At 67.3% G+C, this 20,434-nt stretch carries 23 protein-coding genes; 10 read left to right on the top strand and 13 right to left on the bottom strand.

The features are described 5' to 3' along the window. The 3 genes from A5756_RS13615 to A5756_RS13605 form a co-directional block, all read left to right on the top strand. The coding region (locus A5756_RS13615; protein WP_232005348.1) for a WhiB family transcriptional regulator at window positions 1-316 on the top strand (316 nt) is incomplete at its 5' end. Then, window positions 313-564 carry a hypothetical protein gene (locus tag A5756_RS13610; RefSeq protein ID WP_066953033.1) on the top strand — a complete coding sequence of 84 codons (252 nt, stop codon included), beginning with the start codon at window positions 313-315 and terminating at the stop codon, window positions 562-564. The genes A5756_RS13615 and A5756_RS13610, both read left to right, overlap by 4 nt. Further along, window positions 561-830, top strand: a complete 270-nt coding sequence (locus tag A5756_RS13605) for a hypothetical protein (RefSeq protein WP_066953031.1) — start codon at window positions 561-563, stop codon at window positions 828-830. The genes A5756_RS13610 and A5756_RS13605 overlap by 4 nt, the downstream gene beginning before the upstream one ends. 354 nt (window positions 831-1,184) lie before the next feature. On the opposite strand, the gene A5756_RS13600 is transcribed toward A5756_RS13605, so the two are convergent. The 4 genes from A5756_RS13600 to A5756_RS13585 all read right to left on the bottom strand — a co-directional run bounded on the left by A5756_RS13600 (window position 1,185) and on the right by A5756_RS13585 (window position 6,835). After that, window positions 1,185-3,164, bottom strand: a complete 1,980-nt coding sequence (locus A5756_RS13600; protein WP_066953029.1) for a hypothetical protein — start codon at window positions 3,162-3,164, stop codon at window positions 1,185-1,187. Beyond that, on the bottom strand, window positions 3,161-3,382 hold the full coding sequence (locus A5756_RS13595; protein ID WP_082960031.1) for a helix-turn-helix domain-containing protein: 222 nt from the start codon (window positions 3,380-3,382) through the stop codon (window positions 3,161-3,163). Before A5756_RS13595 ends, A5756_RS13600 begins: the two co-directional genes overlap by 4 nt. Window positions 3,383-3,603: 221 nt before the next feature. Further along, window positions 3,604-4,698, bottom strand: coding sequence for a site-specific integrase (locus A5756_RS13590; protein ID WP_066953027.1), 1,095 nt, complete (start codon window positions 4,696-4,698; stop codon window positions 3,604-3,606). A gap of 370 nt (window positions 4,699-5,068) precedes the next feature. Beyond that, window positions 5,069-6,835 (bottom strand): GNAT family N-acetyltransferase, encoded by a 1,767-nt coding sequence (locus tag A5756_RS13585; protein ID WP_066953025.1) that lies wholly within the window; start codon window positions 6,833-6,835, stop codon window positions 5,069-5,071. 90 nt (window positions 6,836-6,925) lie between these two features. Here A5756_RS13585 and A5756_RS13580 point away from each other — a divergent pair, with 90 nt between their 5' ends. After that, on the top strand, window positions 6,926-7,705 hold the full coding sequence (locus A5756_RS13580; protein WP_066953023.1) for an alpha/beta fold hydrolase: 780 nt from the start codon (window positions 6,926-6,928) through the stop codon (window positions 7,703-7,705). Window positions 7,706-8,053: 348 nt separating this feature from the next. On the opposite strand, the gene A5756_RS13575 is transcribed toward A5756_RS13580, so the two are convergent. Next, entirely contained in the window at window positions 8,054-8,554 is a 501-nt protein-coding gene (locus tag A5756_RS13575; RefSeq protein ID WP_066953021.1) for a nitroreductase family deazaflavin-dependent oxidoreductase, read from the bottom strand. Window positions 8,555-8,661: 107 nt separating this feature from the next. Between A5756_RS13575 and A5756_RS13570 the strand changes: the two genes are divergently transcribed. Next, a complete protein-coding gene (locus A5756_RS13570) occupies window positions 8,662-9,351 on the top strand; it encodes a glycoside hydrolase (RefSeq protein ID WP_066953019.1) in 690 nt (229 codons plus the stop codon). Window positions 9,352-9,368: 17 nt separating this feature from the next. Here A5756_RS13570 and A5756_RS13565 read toward each other — a convergent pair whose 3' ends face one another. Continuing rightward, a complete protein-coding gene (locus A5756_RS13565; RefSeq protein ID WP_066953063.1) occupies window positions 9,369-9,818 on the bottom strand; it encodes a hypothetical protein in 450 nt (149 codons plus the stop codon). Between the two features lie 203 nt (window positions 9,819-10,021). Here A5756_RS13565 and A5756_RS13560 point away from each other — a divergent pair, with 203 nt between their 5' ends. Continuing rightward, window positions 10,022-10,345: a DUF732 domain-containing protein gene (locus A5756_RS13560; protein WP_066953017.1), complete on the top strand. Its 324-nt coding sequence runs from the start codon at window positions 10,022-10,024 to the stop codon at window positions 10,343-10,345. A 44-nt stretch (window positions 10,346-10,389) separates the two neighbouring features. Here A5756_RS13560 and A5756_RS13555 read toward each other — a convergent pair whose 3' ends face one another. Both A5756_RS13555 and A5756_RS13550 read right to left on the bottom strand, forming a co-directional pair. Beyond that, entirely contained in the window at window positions 10,390-10,875 is a 486-nt protein-coding gene (locus A5756_RS13555; protein WP_231989158.1) for an NUDIX domain-containing protein, read from the bottom strand. A 61-nt stretch (window positions 10,876-10,936) separates the two neighbouring features. Next, a complete protein-coding gene (locus tag A5756_RS13550) occupies window positions 10,937-12,232 on the bottom strand; it encodes a tetratricopeptide repeat protein (RefSeq protein WP_066953015.1) in 1,296 nt (431 codons plus the stop codon). A 156-nt stretch (window positions 12,233-12,388) separates the two neighbouring features. Here A5756_RS13550 and A5756_RS13545 point away from each other — a divergent pair, with 156 nt between their 5' ends. Beyond that, on the top strand, window positions 12,389-14,104 hold the full coding sequence (locus tag A5756_RS13545; protein ID WP_066953013.1) for an NAD-binding protein: 1,716 nt from the start codon (window positions 12,389-12,391) through the stop codon (window positions 14,102-14,104). Here the strand turns inward: A5756_RS13545 and A5756_RS13540 are convergent. Further along, window positions 14,101-14,979, bottom strand: a complete 879-nt coding sequence (locus A5756_RS13540; protein WP_066953011.1) for an LLM class flavin-dependent oxidoreductase — start codon at window positions 14,977-14,979, stop codon at window positions 14,101-14,103. The genes A5756_RS13545 and A5756_RS13540 overlap by 4 nt on opposite strands. A 70-nt stretch (window positions 14,980-15,049) precedes the next feature. On the opposite strand from A5756_RS13540, the gene A5756_RS13535 reads away from it, so the two are divergent. After that, entirely contained in the window at window positions 15,050-15,463 is a 414-nt protein-coding gene (locus tag A5756_RS13535) for a VOC family protein (RefSeq protein ID WP_066953059.1), read from the top strand. A gap of 9 nt (window positions 15,464-15,472) precedes the next feature. Next, a complete protein-coding gene (locus A5756_RS13530) occupies window positions 15,473-15,862 on the top strand; it encodes a VOC family protein (RefSeq protein ID WP_066953009.1) in 390 nt (129 codons plus the stop codon). 21 nt (window positions 15,863-15,883) lie between these two features. Here A5756_RS13530 and A5756_RS13525 read toward each other — a convergent pair whose 3' ends face one another. Genes A5756_RS13525 through cysD form a run of 3 tightly spaced genes read right to left on the bottom strand, consistent with a single transcriptional unit; the run spans window position 15,884 to window position 19,207 of the window. After that, window positions 15,884-16,369, bottom strand: coding sequence for an RrF2 family transcriptional regulator (locus tag A5756_RS13525; RefSeq protein WP_066953007.1), 486 nt, complete (start codon window positions 16,367-16,369; stop codon window positions 15,884-15,886). 58 nt (window positions 16,370-16,427) lie between these two features. Beyond that, window positions 16,428-18,278, bottom strand: coding sequence for an adenylyl-sulfate kinase (gene cysC, locus A5756_RS13520; RefSeq protein ID WP_066953006.1), 1,851 nt, complete (start codon window positions 18,276-18,278; stop codon window positions 16,428-16,430). After that, window positions 18,278-19,207, bottom strand: a complete 930-nt coding sequence (gene cysD / locus A5756_RS13515; protein ID WP_066953004.1) for a sulfate adenylyltransferase subunit CysD — start codon at window positions 19,205-19,207, stop codon at window positions 18,278-18,280. Before cysD ends, cysC begins: the two co-directional genes overlap by 1 nt. A gap of 186 nt (window positions 19,208-19,393) precedes the next feature. Between cysD and A5756_RS13510 the strand changes: the two genes are divergently transcribed. Next, entirely contained in the window at window positions 19,394-19,831 is a 438-nt protein-coding gene (locus tag A5756_RS13510; RefSeq protein ID WP_066953002.1) for a PaaI family thioesterase, read from the top strand. An 80-nt stretch (window positions 19,832-19,911) separates the two neighbouring features. Here A5756_RS13510 and A5756_RS13505 read toward each other — a convergent pair whose 3' ends face one another. Continuing rightward, on the bottom strand, window positions 19,912-20,403 hold the full coding sequence (locus tag A5756_RS13505) for a carbonic anhydrase (RefSeq protein ID WP_066953000.1): 492 nt from the start codon (window positions 20,401-20,403) through the stop codon (window positions 19,912-19,914). Window positions 20,404-20,434 lie beyond the last annotated feature (31 nt).

Below are 20,434 nucleotides of genomic sequence, written 5' to 3'. Positions count from 1 at the left end.
GTCCCTCCCACCCTGGCAGGGAGCACCCGTGAACGCCGCCACCACCGCCATCGTCGACCTGCTGGCCGAGCTGGCCGCCAACACCCCGGCGCTGCCCCGCGCGGCCTGCCGCCGACACCGGCAGATCTTCGACAGCACCGAGCCCGACGACATCGCCACCGCCACCCAGATCTGCCAGCACTGCCCCGAGCTGGCCCCCTGCCGGGAATGGGCCGACACCCAGGCACCCCGCACCCTCACCGGCGTCGTCGCCGCTGTGGACCGCACACCCGGCTACGCCCGACGCCGCACCACCAAGAAGGAGAACACCGAATGACCGAATACCTGCCCGGCGACCGGCTGCCCGACGCGCCGTGCCTGCTGCCCACCGAAGCCAGCGCCGGATACGGCTACATCGCCGAAACCGGCGAGAACGCCATCACCCTGACCCTGCTCGACCCCACCGTCGGGCCGGTCAACATCGCGATGACTCCCGACCTGGCCATGCTGGTCGCCGGGACGCTGGCCGCGTCATGTGTGCGGCTGCGCAGGCTGGCCGCACCCCAGGAAGGCGGCCAGCAATGATCGACGACGACAACATCGGCCCGATCAAGCTGCCGCGCGAGCTGCTCACCATCACCCCGGCGGCGCCCGACGGCCTGCAATTCGCCTACCAGCTCGCCCCCGACGGCACCGAGCTGATCGCCCTGCTGATCACCGACCCCCGGCTCGGCGCGGTGCGGCTGCTGCTCACCGTGGACGGCGCGCGCGTGGTGGCCGCCACCCTGGCCGCGATGCTCGACCAGCTTCCCGAGCTGCGCGACGAGTGGCGCATTTCAGGGTTGAATTGACAGCTACAGGAAGGAACTTCGACCATGCTCGACACCATCGGCGCCCACGTCCGCAGCGACCCTCGCGGCTGGTTGCGCTTCGCATCGCTGCCCGCCGATCTGCAGGGGGTGGGCGGTGCTGTTTGCTGGTCGGCGGTTTGCTGTGGAGAAAATGTGGAGAGTTTTCTCCACGTGGCCCCCTCCCGGGTCGCGTCAATAGCCCAGCAATATATAGGTTCTCTATAGAGGCTGATAGAGCAGTTATTAGGGTACCCATACTCTCAAGTAGAGGTTGAGATTTTGAGACCGATTTTTGGAGGGGCTGTGGAGAAAGTTCTCCACATCTCCACATCGTCTCCACATTGCTGGGGCGCGTCACGCGATCACCCACTGACCGGTCTCGCCGTCGTGTTTGACCACCTTGTTGACGGCCAACTGGGTCAGCACGGTGGTGATCACCGACCGGTCCCGGCTGTACGCCTGCCGCCGCAGCTCGCCCTCCGACAGCCCGCCGTCGGACTCGGTGACCTGCCTGACGATCCACGCCGCGACCCGGCTGGCCCGCTGGCTGGCCCGAAACGTCTTCTCCTCGTCGGCGGCCTGGTTGAAGATGCCGCGCACCATGCCCAGTTGGGCGGCCTCCTCGGCCTGGGCCTCGGCCAACCGCTGGGCCACCTGCTCGCGGGTGCGCGTCGACACCGCTGCGGCGATGCCCGACAGTTGCCAGTCCTCCTCGGTCATGGTGAGCCGCCCGTCGAGCAGTGCCAGCGCGTAGGCGAATTTCTCCCGCACGAACAGCGCGTGCCCGTCGAGGGCGTCGGTTTCTCCCCGCATCGCCTTGGCCCGCTCGGACAGGATCACATGCCGTGCGGTGTCGGGAATCATGATCTCGCGCGACTGGGCCAGCTCCAGATAGTTGGGCAGCGTCAGCGAGGTCGGCGTCCAGTGCGGCGGGTCATCGGTGATGCGCGCGTCGGTGCCGGGGAACCACTGGAACCGTTGCGGGGTGCCGCCGCCGTGATCGCCCAGCAGGGCACCGGCGCGCGCGGGCTGCACCGACAGCACCAGTGTCATCCGGTAGCTGCCGCTGCGCAGGTGGATGTCGCGGCCCTTGGTGACGTAGGAGAAGCCGAGGGTCTCCCCCGAGAACGCCGAGCGCAGCACCGCCATCGTGGTGGATCCGGTGCGACTAGCCAGCGCGGTGGCGGTGTCGATTTCGTCGGCGACGAACATCACCGACTCGCGCACCCCGTCGAGGTGCTCGTCGTCGGGCTTGTGCTGGTAGGCGGCGATCATGCCCTCACCGGAGCCCAGGTTGCGCACCGGCACGCCGCCCAGCGGGACCAGGTGGCGCGCGGTCGCCGAGGCGGCCCCCTTGCCGCCGCCCGATACGGCGGCGACGGCGGCGAACCAGTTGAGGCTGCCGGGCCCGCCGATGATGGGGGGCAGCACAATTCGCGGCGTTGCCAGTGCCAGCGCACGAGCGGCGCAGTGCGCCAGCACCGCCCAGGGCGGGCACATACGCGCCAGCGCGGCGTTCTGGATGGTGCGCAGGGATTCCCTTGCGGTCCAGAACGTTTCGTGGTCAGGGGCGTCGATCACGGCGGTCTTGGCGTGCCCGTTGAGGGCGCCCGGCTCCACCTCGATCACCTGCCCGGCGTCGGGGGCGTAGCGCACATGGCCGTCGGTGTAGCTGGAGTTGATCGCCGACTTGAGCGTGTCGTTGATCTCGCTGTCGGGGAAGGGGTGATCACCCAACGGGCTGGCCATCCGCCCGGCGTCGGTCAGCGCCTCGCGCACCTCGGCCTCGGTCAGCGATCCGGCGTTGACGAAGCCCATCGCGTTGTAGGCCGCCTCGTTGAGACGGGCGTTGCGCCCCTTGTGGGTGTTGGCCAGCTCGGCGGCCTCGCTGCGCAGCGTGCCCAGCGCGTAGGCGCGTTCGCGCTCGTCGATCTCGGCGGGCGGCCTGGGCCCCGGCGCCGGGCTGGATCGCCGAAGCCCCGCCTTGCGGGCCAGCTCTTTGAGCTGCGGGTCGTCGCTGTCGGCGACGAACTCGAAAATCCGCCGGGTGTTGGCCTGGGCGTCGGCGGTGAACTGCACGCCCGCGTTCATGGCGGGCTCCAGGCCGAAGGCCAGCACCATCCGCCCGACAACGGGGCCTTTGCCCAGCGTTTGGCTCAGGGCGTAGTCGACCGGCGGCCTCGCCGCCCCGCAGGCGCTACGCTCCGAGGTGTCGGTTGCGGCATCCTGGGCGGGGCGCGGCGGCGACTGGTGGGGCCCGGTGTCGCTCAGTAAGGCGGCGCCGGGCCCGTCGCCGTCGGGCGGTCCAGCGTCCTGGGCGTCGAGGTAGGTCACGCGGCGCCGCCGGTGGGCTGCAGGAATGCCGCCAGCTCGTCGGCGTCGACCTTCAGCAGGCGCGGGCCGACGCGGACAGCGTTGAGGCGACCGTCGGCGATCCAGCGGCGAACGGTGCGATACGAGACGTCGCAGTAGTCGGCGGCCTGTTGCAGGCCGATCAGGTCGGGATGGCGGCGCTCGCGGCGATTAGCGGGCTGGCGAGTCTTCGAGGACATTCGCGTGGCTTCCTTTAGGCATGGCTGTAACCAAGACCAAAAGGCGAAATTCCCACGGGGAGAACGACAACCGGCTCGCCAGAACTCTTGTCGACCGTACTCGTTTACACAGCCGGGGTTGTTTGTTTACGTCGCCCCCTGGTCTAGCCCGCAGGGTTCCAATACCAGGATTTGCCGTCAGGAACACTACTACGGTTAACCCCGCGTGTCCGCAGATGGCTTTACTTGGCCGCCGCGAGCTTCGACAGCCGCTGCGCGATTTCGGCGTCACGGCCCTCGGCGACATGCTGATAGCGCAGCGCCATCTGCGGCGTGGTGTGTCCCAGCCGGTGCATGAGTTCGGCTGTTGTGGCACCGGATTGGGCGGCCAGCACCGCCCCGACGTGACGCAGGTCATGCACCCGCAGGTGTGGCTTGCCGATTGCCTCGCGCGCCTTCTCCCAGTGCGTGCGGTAGCGGTCGGCGCGCAGATGGGTGCCGTCGTCATCGGCGAACAGCAGCGAGTCAGCGGCGCGGCCAACGTGATTCTTTAAGTGCGCCTTGAGCATTGGCCGGATATGCGGCGGGATCGCCACATCGCGCACGCCCGCCGCCGTTTTCGGCTGCCCAACGTCGAACTTGCCGCCGCGATAGGTGACCGCACGGCGCACCCGCAGCACGCCCTGATCGTCGCTCACGTCCTTGCGGCGCAGTTCCGAAGTCTCACCCCACCGCAGGCCGCACCACGCGGCCAACAACACGCTGGCGCGCAGGGGGGCGGGCATCTTGGACGCCAGCTTGTTGACGTCAGTCGGGGTCAGAATGTCGACATCGCGGCGGCGCTTGGTCTGCATCGCCGCGCGGATCCGGCACGGGTTGGCGTCGAGCACCTCGTCGGCCACCGCCGTGGCGCAGATCGCGTGCAGCAGCGCGTAGGCGTGGGCGTTACGGGTCTGGTGGCCGGTGCCCAGCCCGGCGTGCCATTCGCGGACCCGCGCCGGGGTGAGCGTGACGATCTTGGCGTCGCCCAGCTCGGGCAGGATGAGGCGCGCCAGCATCGACTCGTAGTGCGCGCGGGTGCGCGGGCGCAACTGCCGGTGCTCGATCCACCGCTGCGCGTAGGCCCGCAGGCTCACCCCGTCGCTGCGCTCGACCGCGCCCCAGGTGCCGAGTTCGATCTTGCGGCGTTCGATGTTCAGCCAGCCGATGGCGTCGTCGTCGGTGGCATACGTGCGCGGTGCCTTGTGCCGGTTGCCGTCGGGCCCGGTGTAGGCGGCCTGCCAGCGCCCCGAGGGCAACTGGCGTAGCTGTCCGAACTGGCGTCGTGTCCCGGCCATCGTCGCACCCCTTTCTTCCGTGCGAAATACGTGCAAGAACAATGTACCAATATGTCCGGCAATGTCCTTTACTGTCGGATGGCCGGGAGCGGCAAAATCGCAGGTAAACGGGCAGAAACTGCAGGCAGATCGAGCGGCGAAGCTACGAGATCAATCAGGTTCGAATCCTGCCGGGGGCACAAAAATAGTTGCAGGTCAGACGGTGTTTCCGTTAGTCAGCTCGGCTAATGAAACGCCGTTTCGGGCCTCAGGGTTACGAGGATGCCACCACTGTTCCCAAAGTCTTTCCGGCCGGCAAAAGCGCGTCGTCCTCGCCTTGGCTGGAATCGCCATCACGCACGCTGAAACGTTCACCGCGCATAAACCGGACTCAGATGGTGCATTTCAGCCCGACGTGGGCGGCGTGGTACCCGAGCCGGCGATAGAACGCCCGAGCCCTTTCGCGAGCCTCGTCTGTGGTCACCTGCGCCAGCTGTGCCCCGTGCGCTCGGCCGTAGTTGTGTGCCCACTCGATGAGCGCAGTACCAAGCCCCTGTGCGCGTTCGGCTTTGGCGACCCGTAATCCCTCGATCTGCAGCCGGGTGGCGCCGCCGCGGGAAAGGCCGGGAATGATCGTCAATTGCACAGTCGCGACGACCATATCGGAACCGTTCAGGACGACTCCGAGATAGTTGGATCGGTTGCGAACGACGATGTCGTAGGCCGCCTCGTAGCGTTCGAGTTCGGCGTCTTCGCGATCCTGACCGAATTCGTCGTCGGAGAGCAGCTGGGCGATCACCCCCACGTGTTCGCGCGTCGCGCGCTGCACACGATATGTGCGGCCCGCTATCCGCAGCAGTCCTCGGACCGAGGACTGCGCCAGTGCCTGTAGGCGCGCCACCAACAGGTCCAGCCACGCCCCCACGTTGGTTCGTGCCTCCGCGGTATCCGGGTAGCGGCATCGCAGATGCAGCCCGGACTCGTCCTGGATGAACCAGAGCATGACGCCGTCGGTGTCAACGCTCGCGCTCACATACTGGGCGTCGAGTCCGACCGAGTCGATGCGCACCGGAAGTCTGCTTTGGTCCAGCCAGGAAATGGCGAACATTCCGGGCGCGATGGGCATTCCACCCCACGGAGCCAGAACGTCGGCCAGTGGCCAGGAACCAAGCTGCACGGCCTCTTTGACGGCGGCGGCCGCGGCGTGCGGCTCGGCAACCGCCGACTCCAGGACCGAATTGGTGATGAACCAGCCCACCGAGTCGTGCCATTTGTCTTCAAATCGGCTGTGCACGGGGAAGACCGCGCGCAGCGGCGCCCCGGCCAACTCGCGGGTCACCCCTGTCATGGCGACCACAGCGAGTGCCAGCGTCGAGACACCGTCCTCGCGTGCCTGCGCCGCGAACGCGGCGCCGTCATCGACATCGAACACATCACGCACTTCAACGCGTTCCGGATGCGGCCCGGACTCACCCAACGGCAGCGGAAACCGTGGCATCACCCCACCGCTGTCGCTGATGATTTGCGCCCATCGCGCGCGCACGCGTTCCGGTGCCGCGGGACGGTCCAACAGTGCTTGCGTGTGCACGACAAATGCCGGCGGCGGCTGCAGCGACGACGTACGTCCGATCCGCGCGTCGGCGAGCATCGACAACAGGTCTCGGGCAATCACCAGCATTGACCACATGTCCACGTGGGCGTGGTCGGCAGCGATCACCACCGTCAATCCGGCGGCAGTCTCCAGCACACACAATCGATGTGAGGGTCGCTGATAGGGCGAGCACGTCGCATTGAGAACTACTCGCAGTGCGTCGTTGACCGCCTGGCCCGGAGTGATCTCATGCTCTACCCACTTGCCTGGGTGAATATCGATCTCATTCAGCTGCGGATCGCCGTCCGCCCCGAGCGTGAATGCCGTCCGTAGGGTGCCGTGGCGGGCGATCACAGCCAGCCACGCATCGGCCAACGATTGGCGGCTGACCCCCGCCGGCAACCGAATGGACAAAGCCATCCAGGAGCCGGGTCGTGCGCCCGCACCAACGTGTATGCGCTGGTCGAAAGACACCGGGAGCTGCCGGCCGAGGTCAGACACCGACACGTCGTAGCCCCAGAGTCGTCCAAAGGGTAGCCGCAGGTGCGCGACGTTGGTCAGCCGCATGGCGGTACCCTAACGCCCCAGTTAGCCTGAGTGCTCGGTCTGCGCGGTCGGCTCCGGGGCGAGTCGTCCGGTCGTGAGAAGAGTTGCGTGATGTCCACTTTCGTGGTTCCTGGAGCAGAGCTTGCGGTTGAACTGAGCGACGAAGGTGGTCATCCGGTCGTCCAACTGCACGGACTTACCTCCAGCCGCGCGCGTGACCGGGTGCTCAATCTCGACCTCGGCAGGGGCCTCAGCGGGACCCGATTGCTGCGGTACGACGCACGCGGCCATGGCAAGTCGACTGGGCGCAAGGTCCCGGAGGATTATCGATGGGAAAGCCTTGCCGAGGATCTTCTGCAGCTGCTCGACAAATGGTTTCCCGGCGAACGGGTGCACGGAGTCGGCCCGTCCATGGGTACCGGCACGCTGCTGCACGCGGCTGCCCGCGAGCCGGACCGCTTCGCCGGCCTCACGCTCATGGTGCCGGCCACCGCGTGGGAAACCCGGCCCGCGCAGGCGGCGATCTACCGGGTTGCGGCCGAAGTTATCGAAACCGAGGGAGTCGGGGCATTCATCGCGTCGGCTCGTGGGGCGACTCCGCCGCCAGCCACAGTCGGCGCGCCCGAAACAGTTCCCGATGTGGCCGACGCGCTGCTGCCGTCACTGTTTCGAGGCGCGGCTCTCAGCGACCTGCCCGCACGCGAAGCGGTCGCACGAATCGATGTGCCGACGACGATTCTGGCCTGGGTCGGCGATCCGGCGCATCCGATGTCGACAGCGGAATCGCTTGCCGCACTGATGCCGCGGTCAACGCTCACCGTGGCGCACATCCCGGCCGATGTCGAGACCTGGCCCCAGATCCTGAGCCAAGACGTCGCCCGCAGAGGCTGACTTGTGCGCGCACGCCACGTCGGCTCGTGCCTGGGCTGAGTCGGCGCCTTGCATGGTGTAGGCCATCAGCGGCTTCCGTCTCTACGGAGTACCTACACCGCACGCCGCCCGAATCAATCGAGAGATCCCAGATGAATCCCGCTGCGATTGAGCGCATTGCCCAGCCGTTGGCCCAACGCGGCGGCGACGCCTTCGGGTGATCAGATTGGAACCGGTTGTCGCACAACGGAATTCATTTCGACCGAGCTGAGGCATCCGATAACGATCCGACACGCACACCGGCATCACGCATCTGAACTGCGAATAGTGGCCCTAAATCGCCTGCAGGACAGGAGAATCGGGCTTACTTCAACTTCGCGCCAGGACGAACGCTTCGATGTGGCGCTTGCCGGCTCGCGCTTCGTACTTTCGCCAGCCGGGGTAAAGCTCTAGGCCCTTCGCCCAGATTTCGTCGCGCTCGCCCGGCGAGGCGAGCCGCGCGTTCGCATGCCACGTGTCCCGGCCGATCGCCACCGTCGCCTCCGGGTGCGCCTTGAGGTTGTGGTACCAGGCGGGATGCTTGGCGCCGCCGAAATTGGACGCGATGAGGGCCAGGCCATCCGGATGCGGGATTCCGTACACGGCGACGGTGCGGGGCTCACCGGATTTAGCGCCGGTGGTGGTGAGCATCACCACGGGGATGCCGGTCGCGAGCCCGGCGAAGCTGCTTCTGCCACCCGTGAGCTTGGTGATGAGTCGGTCCAGGTGGTGCGCCGTGGGGCGCAGGAGCGCCACACCCACCGGCGTCGAGGCGAAGCGACGCATGATCCGGTGGAACGCATTGGCATCGCCGAACGATTGGCTGGGCATGGTGACATTGTGACCCGACCTTGGGTCGCTTAGGGCCTATTCGTCCGAGCTGAATAACTGGACGAAAACGTGTCACAGAAGTCGCTTGCGGCACTAAGCTGCTGGTCGTGGGCAAGAACGTGTTAGCCAACGGCAGGGGCCGCTGGCTGGCGATTGTGGCCTCGTTCGCGCTTGCGGCCGCCATGGTCTACGCCCAAGACACAAAGCCGCGCTGCTGTGCGCCGAACGCGGTGGCCGCGGCCCCCACCACCACGGCCGCCGCGTCGATCAACGCCGCCGCCCCGCCGAACATCCCGCACACCGCCAGCCCCGCGGAAGTGGAAATGTTGACCGCCAGCGCACCGGCCGCCGCGCAGCAATTCCAGGTCGCGCTGCCCCGTGGAATCGCGTCGGAGGACAGGCTGCAGGTCAAGACGATCTGGGCGGAACGCGCCATCAGCGTGCTGTTTCCGCAGATCAAAACCATCTATGGGTACCGGGAAGACCCGCTGCCGTGGCACCCGAACGGGCTGGCGATCGACGTGATGATCCCGAACCACGGCAGCCCCGAGGGCATCGAGCTCGGCAACCAGATCGCCGGGTACGCCCTGGCGAATGCGAAGCGATGGGGAATCAACCACGTGATCTGGCGGCAGAAGATCTACCCGGGCGTCGGCGGGGGCAGCTGGACCGCCGACCTCGGTTCGGAAACCCTCAACCACTACGACCACGTGCACATCGCCACCAACGGCGGCGGCTACCCGACCGGGCACGAGGTCTACTACATCGCCTCGATGACGCCCGCGCCGCAGCAATGATTGGGTGACAACGAGATTCACTCCGGCCCGGCAGGAAACGCCGCCACCGGCATCTCGACGGTTCCCCGGCACGGGCCGCCGTTGATGTCGGTGTGCCAGGTGCCGCGCAGCGAACCGTCCGCCTGCGGCGTGTAGAACGCCCACGACCGCGCGGGCGCCCACACCTTCGGGACGCCGTCGCCCATGAAGCAATCCCATTGGAAGTCGAAGCGCTCAACCCAACGAGTGCCGTCCCAGGCGTAGTGAGACGGCTGGGGCAGCGTCGGGTTCTTGGGCGTGGGGCCGTTGGTGGCGGTAGCCACGCACTTGCCTGACGGGCAGGCGGTGACGAAGACGTAGTCGACGCTGAACGTCGGCTCGGGCTGACTGGCCGCCGTGCTGGTGCCGGACTTGCTCGCGGCGTACCTCACCAGCGAATATTTCCCGTTCCACGCCGGTGTCGCCGCGTGCGCCGGAACGACGGTCATCGCGAGCACCGCCGCCGCGACGCCGACCAGCGGCACGGCGCCGAACCGCCACCCGGGAAACATCACGTCCATGGTGGGGGTTCGACGGCGCAGCCCATACTCCGCCAAGAATTCTTTGAGACTCCGTTAAGGCTCCGTGCGGATTCTGTGATCAACGCACTCCGCGTCCGTCAGAAAAGCCACCTCAGCACAAGGAGACCCCGATGTTTTCTCGCCGTTTCACCGCCTCCGTCGTCGGCACCGCCGCCCTGGGCCTGGCCGCGCTCGGCCTCGCCGGCACGGCGGGTGCGAGCTCGGTCGATGACGCGTTCCTCGCCCAGCTGGCATCGGATGGCATCACCCCGCCGAGCGCGTCGGTCGCCATCAAGGACGCGCACGCCGTTTGCAACGCGCTCGACCAGGGCCAGTCGAGCAAGGAGGTCATCAGCGCCGTGGCCAAGGCGACCGGCTTGAGCACCAAGGGCTCCAAGACGTTCGCGGTCGACGCGGCCTCGGCCTACTGCCCGCAATACGTCACGTCGGCCTGACACCGACCACCACAGTGCGGGGACCCGGCGGGCCCCCGCACTGTTCATGGCCGCCGCAACAGAAACAGGCTGTAGGCGGCGACGGACTGAGCGTCGGCGATCACTCCCGACCGGATCATCTGCTCGACGTCCTCGCGGGCGAACCAGGCACTGCGCAGGTCTTGTTCCTCGTGCTCGAGATCCGGCTCCCCTTCGGCGATTCCGGTGGCCAGGAACACCCAGCCGCGCTGGCTGGTCATGCCCGGAGCGACGTCGAGCTGGCCGAGCACCTCGAATGACGACGCACTCAATCCCGTTTCCTCGCGCAGCTCACGCTCGGCCAACTCGGACGGGTCGGTGTCCGCCAAGCCGGGAGCGGTGCCCTGCGGGAATTCCCACCGCCGCTCCCCGAGCGGATACCGGAATTGCTCAACCAGCCGGAATCGGTGCCCGTCGAACGGCATCACCAGCGCATAGTCCGGTTTGTCCACCACGCCGTAGATGCCCGGGCTGCCGTCCGGGCGACGGATGTCGTCTTCGCGGAGCACCATCCATTGGCTCCGATAGATCTCGCGGGACGCGACGCATTCGATGAAGGGCACCAACCCAGTATCACTGGGATGCCGTGAAGCGGTCGTACGTGCGGCGCAGGGCCCCGCGGTCGACGGAGTGCAGCGCCCGGGTGAGGACTTCGAACACGTCGACGTGCCCGACGGTGGGATCCGCCGTCTCGCCACGCGTGTATTGCCACGGCATGGACCGGCCGCGCCGCAGCACTTCGCCGAGGTACCACACGGCGCCATCGACGAACGGTTCATTCCGCTCTTCGTTCAGGAGCTGCTCGGGTGTCGAGGCCTTCTGAATGACAAGCTCTTCCAACGCGTCTAACGACTCCGGCGAGAAGTCCCACACGGCATCGCCGCCGTAATGACCTGCCCAGACCGGGAATTGGGCCCCCCGCTCGGCAAGCCAGCATCTCAGGTATTCCTCATCCGAAAACCGCTGGGTGACTTGCCTTTTAGCGCTGAAGCGGCGCTTTCCAGCTTCTTCGACCCGGTCGCGTAACTCGGCCACCCATCGGTGGTCCTCGGCGCGGTCGCGCCACTTCGCCAGCTCCTCCCTGGCCGCGACGGTGACCGGATTGTCTTCGCCGAAGACTCGTGCTTCGTCGAAGACCAGTGCCTGCCAGGTAGCCACCTTGTCCCCGTAGTCCATGGGTTCTGGCTCCCACAGTGCAATGGTGTGCCGCGCGATCAGCGTGTGGCGGTGGTCGTCGCCCAGCTTTTCGCGCATCACCTCGACCAGCGACTCGAGCTCAGCCACGGCGCCGGCGCCGTCCACCGATTCGCCGTGCCATTGCGCCAGCGACAACCGCATTCCCAACGTGTCCTCGTGGTCGTCGCCGAGCACCCTTCGCCGGGCGGCAAGGACGCGCTCGCCCTCGGCGACGGCACCCGGGTAGTCACCAAGCTCCTTGCGCTTGTGCGCCACGCGGTCCATGGACGTCAGCACGGTGGGGTGCTCGGCGCCCAGGACGCGTTCTTCGTCGGCCAGCAGCTGTGACCATTCGGCCAACGCGGCCCGCGCTTCCTGCTGGGGCCGGTCCGCGAACATGTGGCGCGCCGTCAACGTGGTGATGTGATCCCAACCGAGCACCTCCTCGAACTCGGGTACCAGCTGCTCGAGCACGGCGTAGGCCCCGGCCTGGTCTCCCATTTGGAGCTGCAGGTGTACCAGCGCAAGCTTCATGTCCAAGACGTTGGGGTGCCGTTCCCCCAGGATCGGGCGGCAGACCGCGACCAGCTCGTTCATGAGTGGCAACGCCCCGGCGAAGTCGGCCGCGGCGATGCGCTCCGAGATGAGCCGGGTCAAGGCGGCGAGCGGCCCAGGCAGTTCCGGCTGCGTCATACCGCTATCGAATCTCTCCTGCGGCCCCGTGGCAATTCACTCTGCGGCCGGTGTCGCGCTGGCATGAATCGGCACGGTGCCCGATAGTCATAGGAACAAAACTCCAACGTCAGCAGAGGTGGGGGTCATGCCGGACGACCCGGGGCGTGCCTGACCATGCGCGGGCACATCATCGTCAGTGGTGACGACGCGCTGGCGACCACGATCGTCGAGGAGCTCAACAACGCCGGTGTACACATCGTCAAGCTCCAAACCGCCGGCGAGCTCGACACCGCCGGTGTGACCCGTGCTCGCGCCGTGATTTGCGTCGGTGACGACGACGCGACCAACCTCGAAATCGCACTGCTGGCAAGGAAAGCCAACCCCCGGGTGCGCGTGGTGGCACGGCTGGGCAACGATGTGCTGCGGACGGCGATGGCGGCCGACAAGCGTCCCGGCGCGATCCTGGACGTCGCCGACCTCTCCGCGCCCTCGGTCGTCGAGGCGTGCCTGGCGCACACCGTGCACCCCTTTGAGGCGGCGGGCATCGAATTCGTCGTCTCCGGCGCCGAGGCACCGTATAGCGCGACGCTGCGCGAAATCTACGGTGACCTGGCACCGGTGGCGGTGATCCACGGCGAGAACTGCGCCACCCCGGGCGAGGTGGTGTCCTGTCCAGGCCGTGATCTGTCGGTGCACGCCGGCGACTGGACCGCGATGATCGGCACCGCCGAGGAATTGGCCGAACGCGGCATCAAGGTCCCGCGGCCGACCGTGACGCGCTATCGCCTGCCCCGGCTGCGGCGGATCCTCGACAGTGCGCGCGCGCTGCGCGACGACGTCAACCCGATGTTTGCCCGAGCGTTGCTGGCCGCGGCATGCCTACTGGTCGGGTCGACGGTAATCCTGCGGTTCAGCTACCAGCCGGGTCCGAAGATGACCTGGCTCGACGCGCTGTATTTCAGTACCGAGACGATCGCGACGGTCGGTTACGGCGATTTCAGCTTCCTCCATCAGCCGACCTGGCTGCGGCTGTTCAGCATCATGCTGATGTTCGCCGGCGTAACAACCACCGCGCTCCTCGTCGCTTTCGTCGCGGACCTGCTGATATCGCGGCGCTTCGCCCACTCCGTCGGCCGCCGCCGGGCGCGCCATCTGCGCAATCACGTCATCGTCGTCGGGCTCGGTTCGTTCGGTAGCCGCGTCGTCGCCGACCTGAGGTCAGCGGGATACGACGTCGCCGTGATCGAGCGGGACGAAAACAACCGCTTCCTGTCGGCGGCGGCCGACCTCGACGTACCGGTGATCTTCGGGGACGCGACGCTGCGCCAGACGCTGGAGGCCGCCCGCGTCGAGCACGCCCGCGCGGTGGCGGTGCTGACCCAGGACGACATGGTGAACATCGAGACCGGGATCGTGCTGCGCGAGATGCTGGGCCCCCGGGTGAAGCCCGAAGTCGTGCGCACCGACGTTCCCCTGGTGCTGCGCGTGTACGACCGCGCGTTGGGTGCCGCGGTGGCGCAGCGGTTCGGATTCGAAAACGTCCGGTCCACCGTCGAACTGGCCGCACCATGGTTCATCGGCGCCGCAATGGGCCTGCAAGTGCTGGGCACATTTTCCGTCGGGCAGCGCTCGTTCATGATCGGTGGAATGCATGTGGCGCCAGGCAGCGAGCTCGACGGGCTGAAGATGTTCGAACTGTCCACCCAGACCCGGGTCATAGCGATCACCCGCCAGGACGCGCCCGTCGAGCTGCACCCGCGGCGGGACGCCTGGCTTCGTGGCGGCGACACCGTCTACCTGGTCGGCCCGTATCGCGAGTTGTTGGCGACGCTGCGCAAGGGACAGCCGCCGCAGCAGCCGGCCGCGGGCGACGAGCGCGCGTCGGCCTAGAGCCGGCCGGCCACGTCCGCGGCACGGCTCAGTTGGTCGACGTCCGCGCTCGTCGGGATGAGCTGTACCTCGTCGGTGCCGATGTCCTCGAACTTGCGCAGCACCGCCAGCAGCTCGTCCTCGGAACCGGCCCATCCGGTCGTCGGCGCCATGGCGTCGACGTACTCCGCCGGTATCCAGTTCATGTAGCGCCGTAGGTGGCGATGCACCTGGGCCCGGGCCTGCTCCGGCGATCCGAACGCGAACCAGAACGACGTCACCAGGTGGGGTTTCCCCTTGCCCGCCTGAGCCCACGCTTCACGCGCGACGTCGAACAGCTCGTTCTGCTTGGCGACGTCCAGGTCCAGCGTGGTCCCGGCCAGTCCAGCGGCCCAGGACGCGGCGCTGCGGATGGTCTTGGGGCCGATGCTCCCGACGAACAGCGGCGGGCCGCCGGGCTGCACCGGCGCCGGCCCCACTGGCAGGACGGACTCCGTGAGCTTTTCGCCGGCCCACACCCGCTTCATCACGGCGACGCGGTCGGCCATCTCGCGCATGGTCTGCGTCGCCGGATCGGCGCCGACGGCGTGGTAGTCCTCGTGCCTGCCGCCCACGCCGATGCCCACGCTCAGCCGCCCGCCGCACAGCATGTCGCCGGTCGCCAGGCCCTTGGCCAGCATGACGGGGTCGTGCAGCTGCGGCACGATCACGGTCGTCAGCAGCCGCACCCGGGTCGTCCACGCCGCCAGCGCGCCCAGCAGAGTCAGATTGTCGGGGTTGTCGAACGCGATGCGCTCGCCCCAGCACAGCGACGAGAACGGGCCGGCGTCGATCGCGCGCGCCCAATTCTCCAAAACTCCCGCGTCCAAGTCCGGCTCCATCACCGGTAGCGTCATCGCAATCCGCACGACGGCGATTCTGGCATGACCGTCAACATCCGGGCGTACAAGTGGCAGCATGGAACAGATGGGTTTCACCAGCAGTTCCATCGCGCACGTCCGCCTCACCGTCACCGATATTGAGCGATCCCGGCAGTTTTACGAGAGCGTGTTCGGTTGGCCGGTGCTACTGGAGGTGCCCGACAACGCCGACGAGGCCACCCGCAGCCAGTTGAGCTTCTTGTTCGGTGGCGTCATCTACGACCTCGGCGGCACGCTGCTGGGACTGCGCCCGGTTGCAACCGATCGCTTTGACGAGGATCGCGCCGGGCTCGACCACATCGCGTTCCGGGTCGGCAGCAAGGATGAATTGGACTCCGCCGCAGCGCATCTCGATGAGCTCAGCGTTGCGCACGAGCCCGTGAAAGACATCGGACCGTCGTACATCCTGCAGTTCCGCGACCCCGACAACATCGCCCTGGAGCTCACGGCACCCAAGTAGGAGGAGGCCATGTCCATCAGTTTCAACCACACGATCGTCGCCGCCCGGGACAAGCGCGAGTCCGCTGAGTTCCTCACCGAACTGTTTGGGCTGCCCAGCCCAAAGCCGTTCGGCCACTTCATGGTTGTCGAACTCGAGCACGGCGCCACTTTGGACTATGCGGATGCTTCCGACGGCGGGAACATCCCGCGGCAGCACTATGCCTTCCTGGTGTCCGAAGAGGAATTCGACACGATCTACGGCAAGATCTCCTCGCGCGGCATGGAGCACTGGGCTGACCCGGGCGCCAATCGGCCGGGCGAGATCAACCACAGGGACGGCGGGCGCGGCGTGTACTTCCTCGATCCGTCCGGACACGCCATGGAGGTTCTCACCCGCCCGTACGGGTCGGGGGGCTGACGCTCCGGCGGGCGGCGGCGCCTACTCGCCGGCGTGCGGTGTGCCGTGCCGAACGCTCTCCTGTGCCCGATAGTCGTGGGCGAACTGCGCGACGTGCCCGGGCAGGGCATTGGCGGCGACGTCGGCTAGGGTTGTCTCCTCGAGCACCGACCGCATGCTGGCACGCAACGCCCGCCAGACGTCGGTGAGCGCCGCGGTCGGACCGGAGTAGGGCAGGTCCCCTAGCCCGATGTCGCGCACGCTCGCCAGCGGGCCGTCGATACAGCGCAATACGTCGGCGATGCTGATCTCGTCTCCGGGACGGGCCAGTTCATAGCCGCCTTCGCGGCCCCGATGGCTTTTCACCAGCCGGTCGGTGCGCAGGTTGGTCAGGATGTCGACGAGGAATTGCGGCGGTATGCCCTGCGCTTGGGCCAAGTCGTCGGTTTTCACCAATGTCCCGCTGGGGACCGTGGCGAGCTGGACCATGGCCCGCACCGCGTACTCCGCCTTCGCCGACATGCGCACTCTCAGGATTGTGCCACTCGGCGCGCGGATTGCGGTGCAGCCGGGCTGTGGCGGTGCGCTAAGCCCGCGATTCGAGCAGATCGACGATGTTGCGCGCCTGCTCCTCGACGGTACGGTCCGGCGTAAGCCGCAGGTCGGGGTTGGCCGGCGGCTGATACGGGCTGTCGATGCCGGTGAAGTGCGCGATCTCGCCCGCGCGGGCCTTGGCGTACAGGCCCTTCGGATCACGCTGCTCGCATTCTTCGATCGGGGTATCGCAGAACACCTCGACGAAGTCGAACCCCGCGGCGGCGTGCACATTACGAGCCATCTCGCGTTGCTCGGTCAGCGGGCTGATCGCCGGCACCAGCACGACGTTGCCGCAGTCGGCGAGCAACGCGGCCACATGTGCCAGCCGTCGCAGGTTCTCGGCGCGGTCGGCCATGCTGAAGCCCAGGTCGGCGTTCAAACCGTGTCGCAGGTTGTCGCCGTCGAGAACGTAAGCGGGCGTGCCCTTTTCGAGCAGCATCCGCTCGACCAGCATGGCCACCGAGGATTTACCGGAGCCGGACAGGCCGGTGAACCACACCGTCTTGCCCCGCGGCCGGGCTTCGGCGACGGCCGAAGACTTGTGCCGCACGGTGTTGGGGCTCGCCGTTTGCACCGAGACGTCGCGCAGCACCATGCCCGCGGCCACGGTGCCGTTGGTGTGCGGGTCGATGAGGATGAACGAACCGGTGCTGGCGTTGCGGGTGTACTCGTCGAGCAGCAGCGGCACCTGGGTACGCACCGAAATGCGGCCAAGCTCGTTGAGCTGCAACGCTGTTGCGGACTTGTCGCGATGCAGGGTGTTCACGTCGAGCCGGTAGTCAAGCCCGGTCACCCTCGCGCGCGTGGTACGGGTGGTGTGCTTGATGACGTAGTCGCGGCCGGGCTCCAGCGCGGCGCCGTCGGCCATCCAGCAGACGGTCGCATCGAATTCCTGCGTGACCCGGGGATGATTGTTGGTGCGGGCGATGAGATCACCGCGCGAGATGTCGATCTCGTCGGCCAGGCTCACCGACACGGCCATCGGCGGAAAAGCTTCCTCCACTGGACCATTCGGCCCTTCGATCGCGGTGATGCGGGTGGCCTTCCCGACCGGCAAAACGACGACTTCGTCTCCCGGACGCATCACCCCGCTGGCCACGGTGCCGGCGTAGCTGCGGTGGTCTTGATGCTCGCGGGTGTGCGGCCGGATGACGTACTGGACTGGGAACCGCACGTCGACCAGGTTGCGGTCACCGGCGATGTAGACCTCCTCCAGGTGCGACAGCAGCGCCGGTCCCTCGTACCAGGGCGTCTGGTCGGATTTGGTCACCACGTTGTCGCCGTGTAGCGCGGAAAGCGGGATGGTGGCCACGTCGTGCACATCCAGGCGTGCGGCGAAGGCGTGGAATTCGTCCCGGATGGCCTCGAATTTCTCCCTGTCCCAACCGATCAGGTCCATCTTGTTGACGGCGAGAACGATGTGCTGAATGCCGAGCAGCGAGGCCAGGAAGGCGTGCCGGCGGGACTGCTCCAACAGGCCGTGCCGGGCATCGACGAGCACGATCACCAGCTGGGCGGTCGACGCGCCGGTCACCATGTTGCGGGTGTACTGGATGTGGCCCGGGGTGTCGGCGATGATGAATTTCCGCTTGGGCGTTGCGAAATAGCGGTAGGCGACGTCGATGGTGATGCCCTGCTCGCGTTCGGCGCGCAAGCCGTCGGTCACCAGGGCCAGGTCGGTGTAGTCGTGGCCACGATCCTTGGACGTCTGTTCCACCGCCGCCCACTGGTCCTCCATGACGGCCTTGGAGTCGTAGAGCAGGCGGCCGATCAGCGTGGATTTGCCGTCGTCGACGGAACCCGCGGTGGCGAGGCGAAGCAGCGTGGCGGGTGTGGCCATCAGAAGTACCCCTGCCGTTTGCGGTCTTCCATCCCGGCCTCCGAGATTCGGTCGTCGGCCCTGGTCGCGCCGCGTTCGGTCAGCCGGGACACCGCCGTCTCGGCGATGACCTCCTCCACCGTCACGGCCTCCGATTCCACGCATCCGGTGCAGGTGACGTCCCCGACGGTGCGGAAGCGCACCGTCGCTTCGAACACCGGCTCGTCGTCGCGCGGCTGCATGTGCCGGTCGACCGCCAGCAGCATGCCGTCGCGGCGGAACACCTTGCGCCGGTGGGCGTAATAGATCGAGGGCAGCCCGATGTTCTCCGCGCCGATGTAGGACCAGATGTCGAACTCGGTCCAGTTCGACAGCGGGAAGGCCCGGATGTGTTCGCCCTTGTGGTGCCGGCCGTTGTAGAGGTTCCACAGCTCGGGCCGCTGGGCCTTCGGGTCCCATTGGCCGAACTCGTCGCGGAAGCTGAACACCCGCTCCTTGGCGCGCGCCTTCTCCTCGTCGCGGCGGGCCCCGCCGAACGCCGCGTCGAACTTGTTCTCCCGAATGGCGCGCAGCAGCGTCACGGTCTGGATCGGGTTGCGTCCCTGCTTCGGCTCGACGACGCGCCCGGCGTCGATGTCCTCCTGGACCGAGGCGACCACCAGGCGCACCCCGTGCTCGGCGACCAGCTCGTCACGGGTGGCGATCACCTCGTCGAAGTTGTGGCCGGTGTCGACGTGCATCACGGGGAACGGCAACCGCCCGGGGCGGAACGCTCGCAGCGCCAGGTGCAGCATGACGATGGAGTCCTTGCCCCCCGAGAACAACAGCACGGGTCGCTCGAACTCGGCGGCCACCTCCCGGATGATGTGGATCGCTTCGGCCTCCAGCGAGCGCAGATGGCTCAACTCGTACTGGCCGGCGGCGGGGGCCGCCTTCAGATCGCTGGTCATAGCTTCCTCGGGTAAACCTGGTTGAGTCGGTCATATTTGGCAGCTTTGCCGTCCATAGCATCAGTTCGCGCCGATGGTTGTCAAGTGGCGGCCACCTCACGGCGCGGAGGACGGCCATGCGACGTATCGGGTCAAGACCGGCGGCAGACCTTTTCCGGCCAATGTCGGGTGCGACAGCATGAACGGATGACCTCCGACCCTGCACCCGCCGGCCCGCCATCGAGCGGCCGCGACGTCATCGCGCAGTTCCTCCCCCAATCGGCGTTCGTCGCCAAGCTGGGGATTGTCGCCGACCAACTCGAGGAGCACGAGGTCAGGCTGCGTCTGCCGTGGGACCCGTCCAACGTCACGATCGGCGACATGGTCCATGGCGGGGCTATCGCCACACTCGCCGATGTGACCGTGATGGCGGCGGCGTGGTGTGGGGCCGAGGCGCCCCCGGAACTGCGGGGGGTAACCGTGTCGATGACCTTGGACTTCATGGCCCCCGCCCGGGCCACCGACGTGATCGGCGTCGGCCGGGTGCTGCGGCGCGGCCGGTCGCTGGTTAATTGCGAGGCCGAGATCATCGACGCGCAGGGCCAGCTCGTCGCGAAGGCCCTCGCCACCTACAAGGTCGGCTAGAGCCTCACCGAACGTGCACTCAGGGCGCAGAAATGGGCAATTTCTCGCCCTGAGAAACGCGCTCGGTATAGGGGGCGGCGCTAGAGCGTCACTTCCTCGAGCTTGCCCGTGGCGACGTCGAAGACGAACCCGCGAAGCGAGACATGCTTGGTGACGAACGGGCTGTTCTCGATGCGGCGCAGCGACTGCCGGACGTCCTCGCCCACGTCGGGGAATGACTCGGCCGCCCATGGCGGCTTGACACCGGTCTCCTCCTGAATGGCGCGCTTGAAGTCGTCGTCGGTGAAAGTCAGCATCCCGCAGTCGGTGTGGTGGATCAGGATGATCTCGCGGGTCCCCAGCAACCGCTGGCTGATGGCGAGCGAGCGGATGACGTCGTCGGTGGCGACTCCGCCGGCGTTGCGGATGACGTGCGCCTCGCCCTCGTTGAGGCCGAGGAGGCGGTAGACGTCGAGCCGGGCATCCATACACGCGACCACCGCGACGTGTTTGCTCGGCGGCATGGGCAGCGGGCCCTGGAAGCCGCTCGCGTATTGGGCGTTGTTGGACAGGTAGTCATCGGTAACCGTCACGCGCGCCTCCTCGGGATATCGCGGGCTGAAC

Origin of the sequence: Mycobacterium sp. 852002-53434_SCH5985345, from assembly GCF_001667155.1 — a bacterium.
GTDB lineage: Bacteria > Actinomycetota > Actinomycetes > Mycobacteriales > Mycobacteriaceae > Mycobacterium.
This window is presented reverse-complemented; position numbering and strand designations above follow the sequence as displayed.

Excerpts from the sequence above, each read along its gene's own strand:
- A5756_RS13575 (WP_066953021.1), bottom strand. The coding sequence starts at position 8,554 with ATGCCCAGCCAATCGTTCGGCGATGCCAATGCGTTCCACCGGATCATG.
- A5756_RS13530 (WP_066953009.1), top strand. The coding sequence starts at position 15,473 with ATGTCCATCAGTTTCAACCACACGATCGTCGCCGCCCGGGACAAGCGC.
- A5756_RS13555 (WP_231989158.1), bottom strand. The coding sequence starts at position 10,875 with ATGGTGCTCCGCGAAGACGACATCCGTCGCCCGGACGGCAGCCCGGGC.
- A5756_RS13585 (WP_066953025.1), bottom strand. The coding sequence starts at position 6,835 with ATGCGGCTGACCAACGTCGCGCACCTGCGGCTACCCTTTGGACGACTC.
- A5756_RS13610 (WP_066953033.1), top strand. The coding sequence starts at position 313 with ATGACCGAATACCTGCCCGGCGACCGGCTGCCCGACGCGCCGTGCCTG.
- cysC (WP_066953006.1), bottom strand. The coding sequence starts at position 18,278 with ATGGCCACACCCGCCACGCTGCTTCGCCTCGCCACCGCGGGTTCCGTC.
- A5756_RS13560 (WP_066953017.1), top strand. The coding sequence starts at position 10,022 with ATGTTTTCTCGCCGTTTCACCGCCTCCGTCGTCGGCACCGCCGCCCTG.
- A5756_RS13510 (WP_066953002.1), top strand. The coding sequence starts at position 19,394 with ATGACCTCCGACCCTGCACCCGCCGGCCCGCCATCGAGCGGCCGCGAC.
- A5756_RS13535 (WP_066953059.1), top strand. The coding sequence starts at position 15,050 with ATGGGTTTCACCAGCAGTTCCATCGCGCACGTCCGCCTCACCGTCACC.
- A5756_RS13550 (WP_066953015.1), bottom strand. The coding sequence starts at position 12,232 with ATGACGCAGCCGGAACTGCCTGGGCCGCTCGCCGCCTTGACCCGGCTC.
- A5756_RS13595 (WP_082960031.1), bottom strand. The coding sequence starts at position 3,382 with ATGTCCTCGAAGACTCGCCAGCCCGCTAATCGCCGCGAGCGCCGCCAT.
- A5756_RS13590 (WP_066953027.1), bottom strand. The coding sequence starts at position 4,698 with ATGGCCGGGACACGACGCCAGTTCGGACAGCTACGCCAGTTGCCCTCG.
- A5756_RS13540 (WP_066953011.1), bottom strand. The coding sequence starts at position 14,979 with ATGACGCTACCGGTGATGGAGCCGGACTTGGACGCGGGAGTTTTGGAG.
- cysD (WP_066953004.1), bottom strand. The coding sequence starts at position 19,207 with ATGACCAGCGATCTGAAGGCGGCCCCCGCCGCCGGCCAGTACGAGTTG.
- A5756_RS13605 (WP_066953031.1), top strand. The coding sequence starts at position 561 with ATGATCGACGACGACAACATCGGCCCGATCAAGCTGCCGCGCGAGCTG.
- A5756_RS13580 (WP_066953023.1), top strand. The coding sequence starts at position 6,926 with ATGTCCACTTTCGTGGTTCCTGGAGCAGAGCTTGCGGTTGAACTGAGC.
- A5756_RS13565 (WP_066953063.1), bottom strand. The coding sequence starts at position 9,818 with ATGACCGTCGTTCCGGCGCACGCGGCGACACCGGCGTGGAACGGGAAA.
- A5756_RS13545 (WP_066953013.1), top strand. The coding sequence starts at position 12,389 with ATGCGCGGGCACATCATCGTCAGTGGTGACGACGCGCTGGCGACCACG.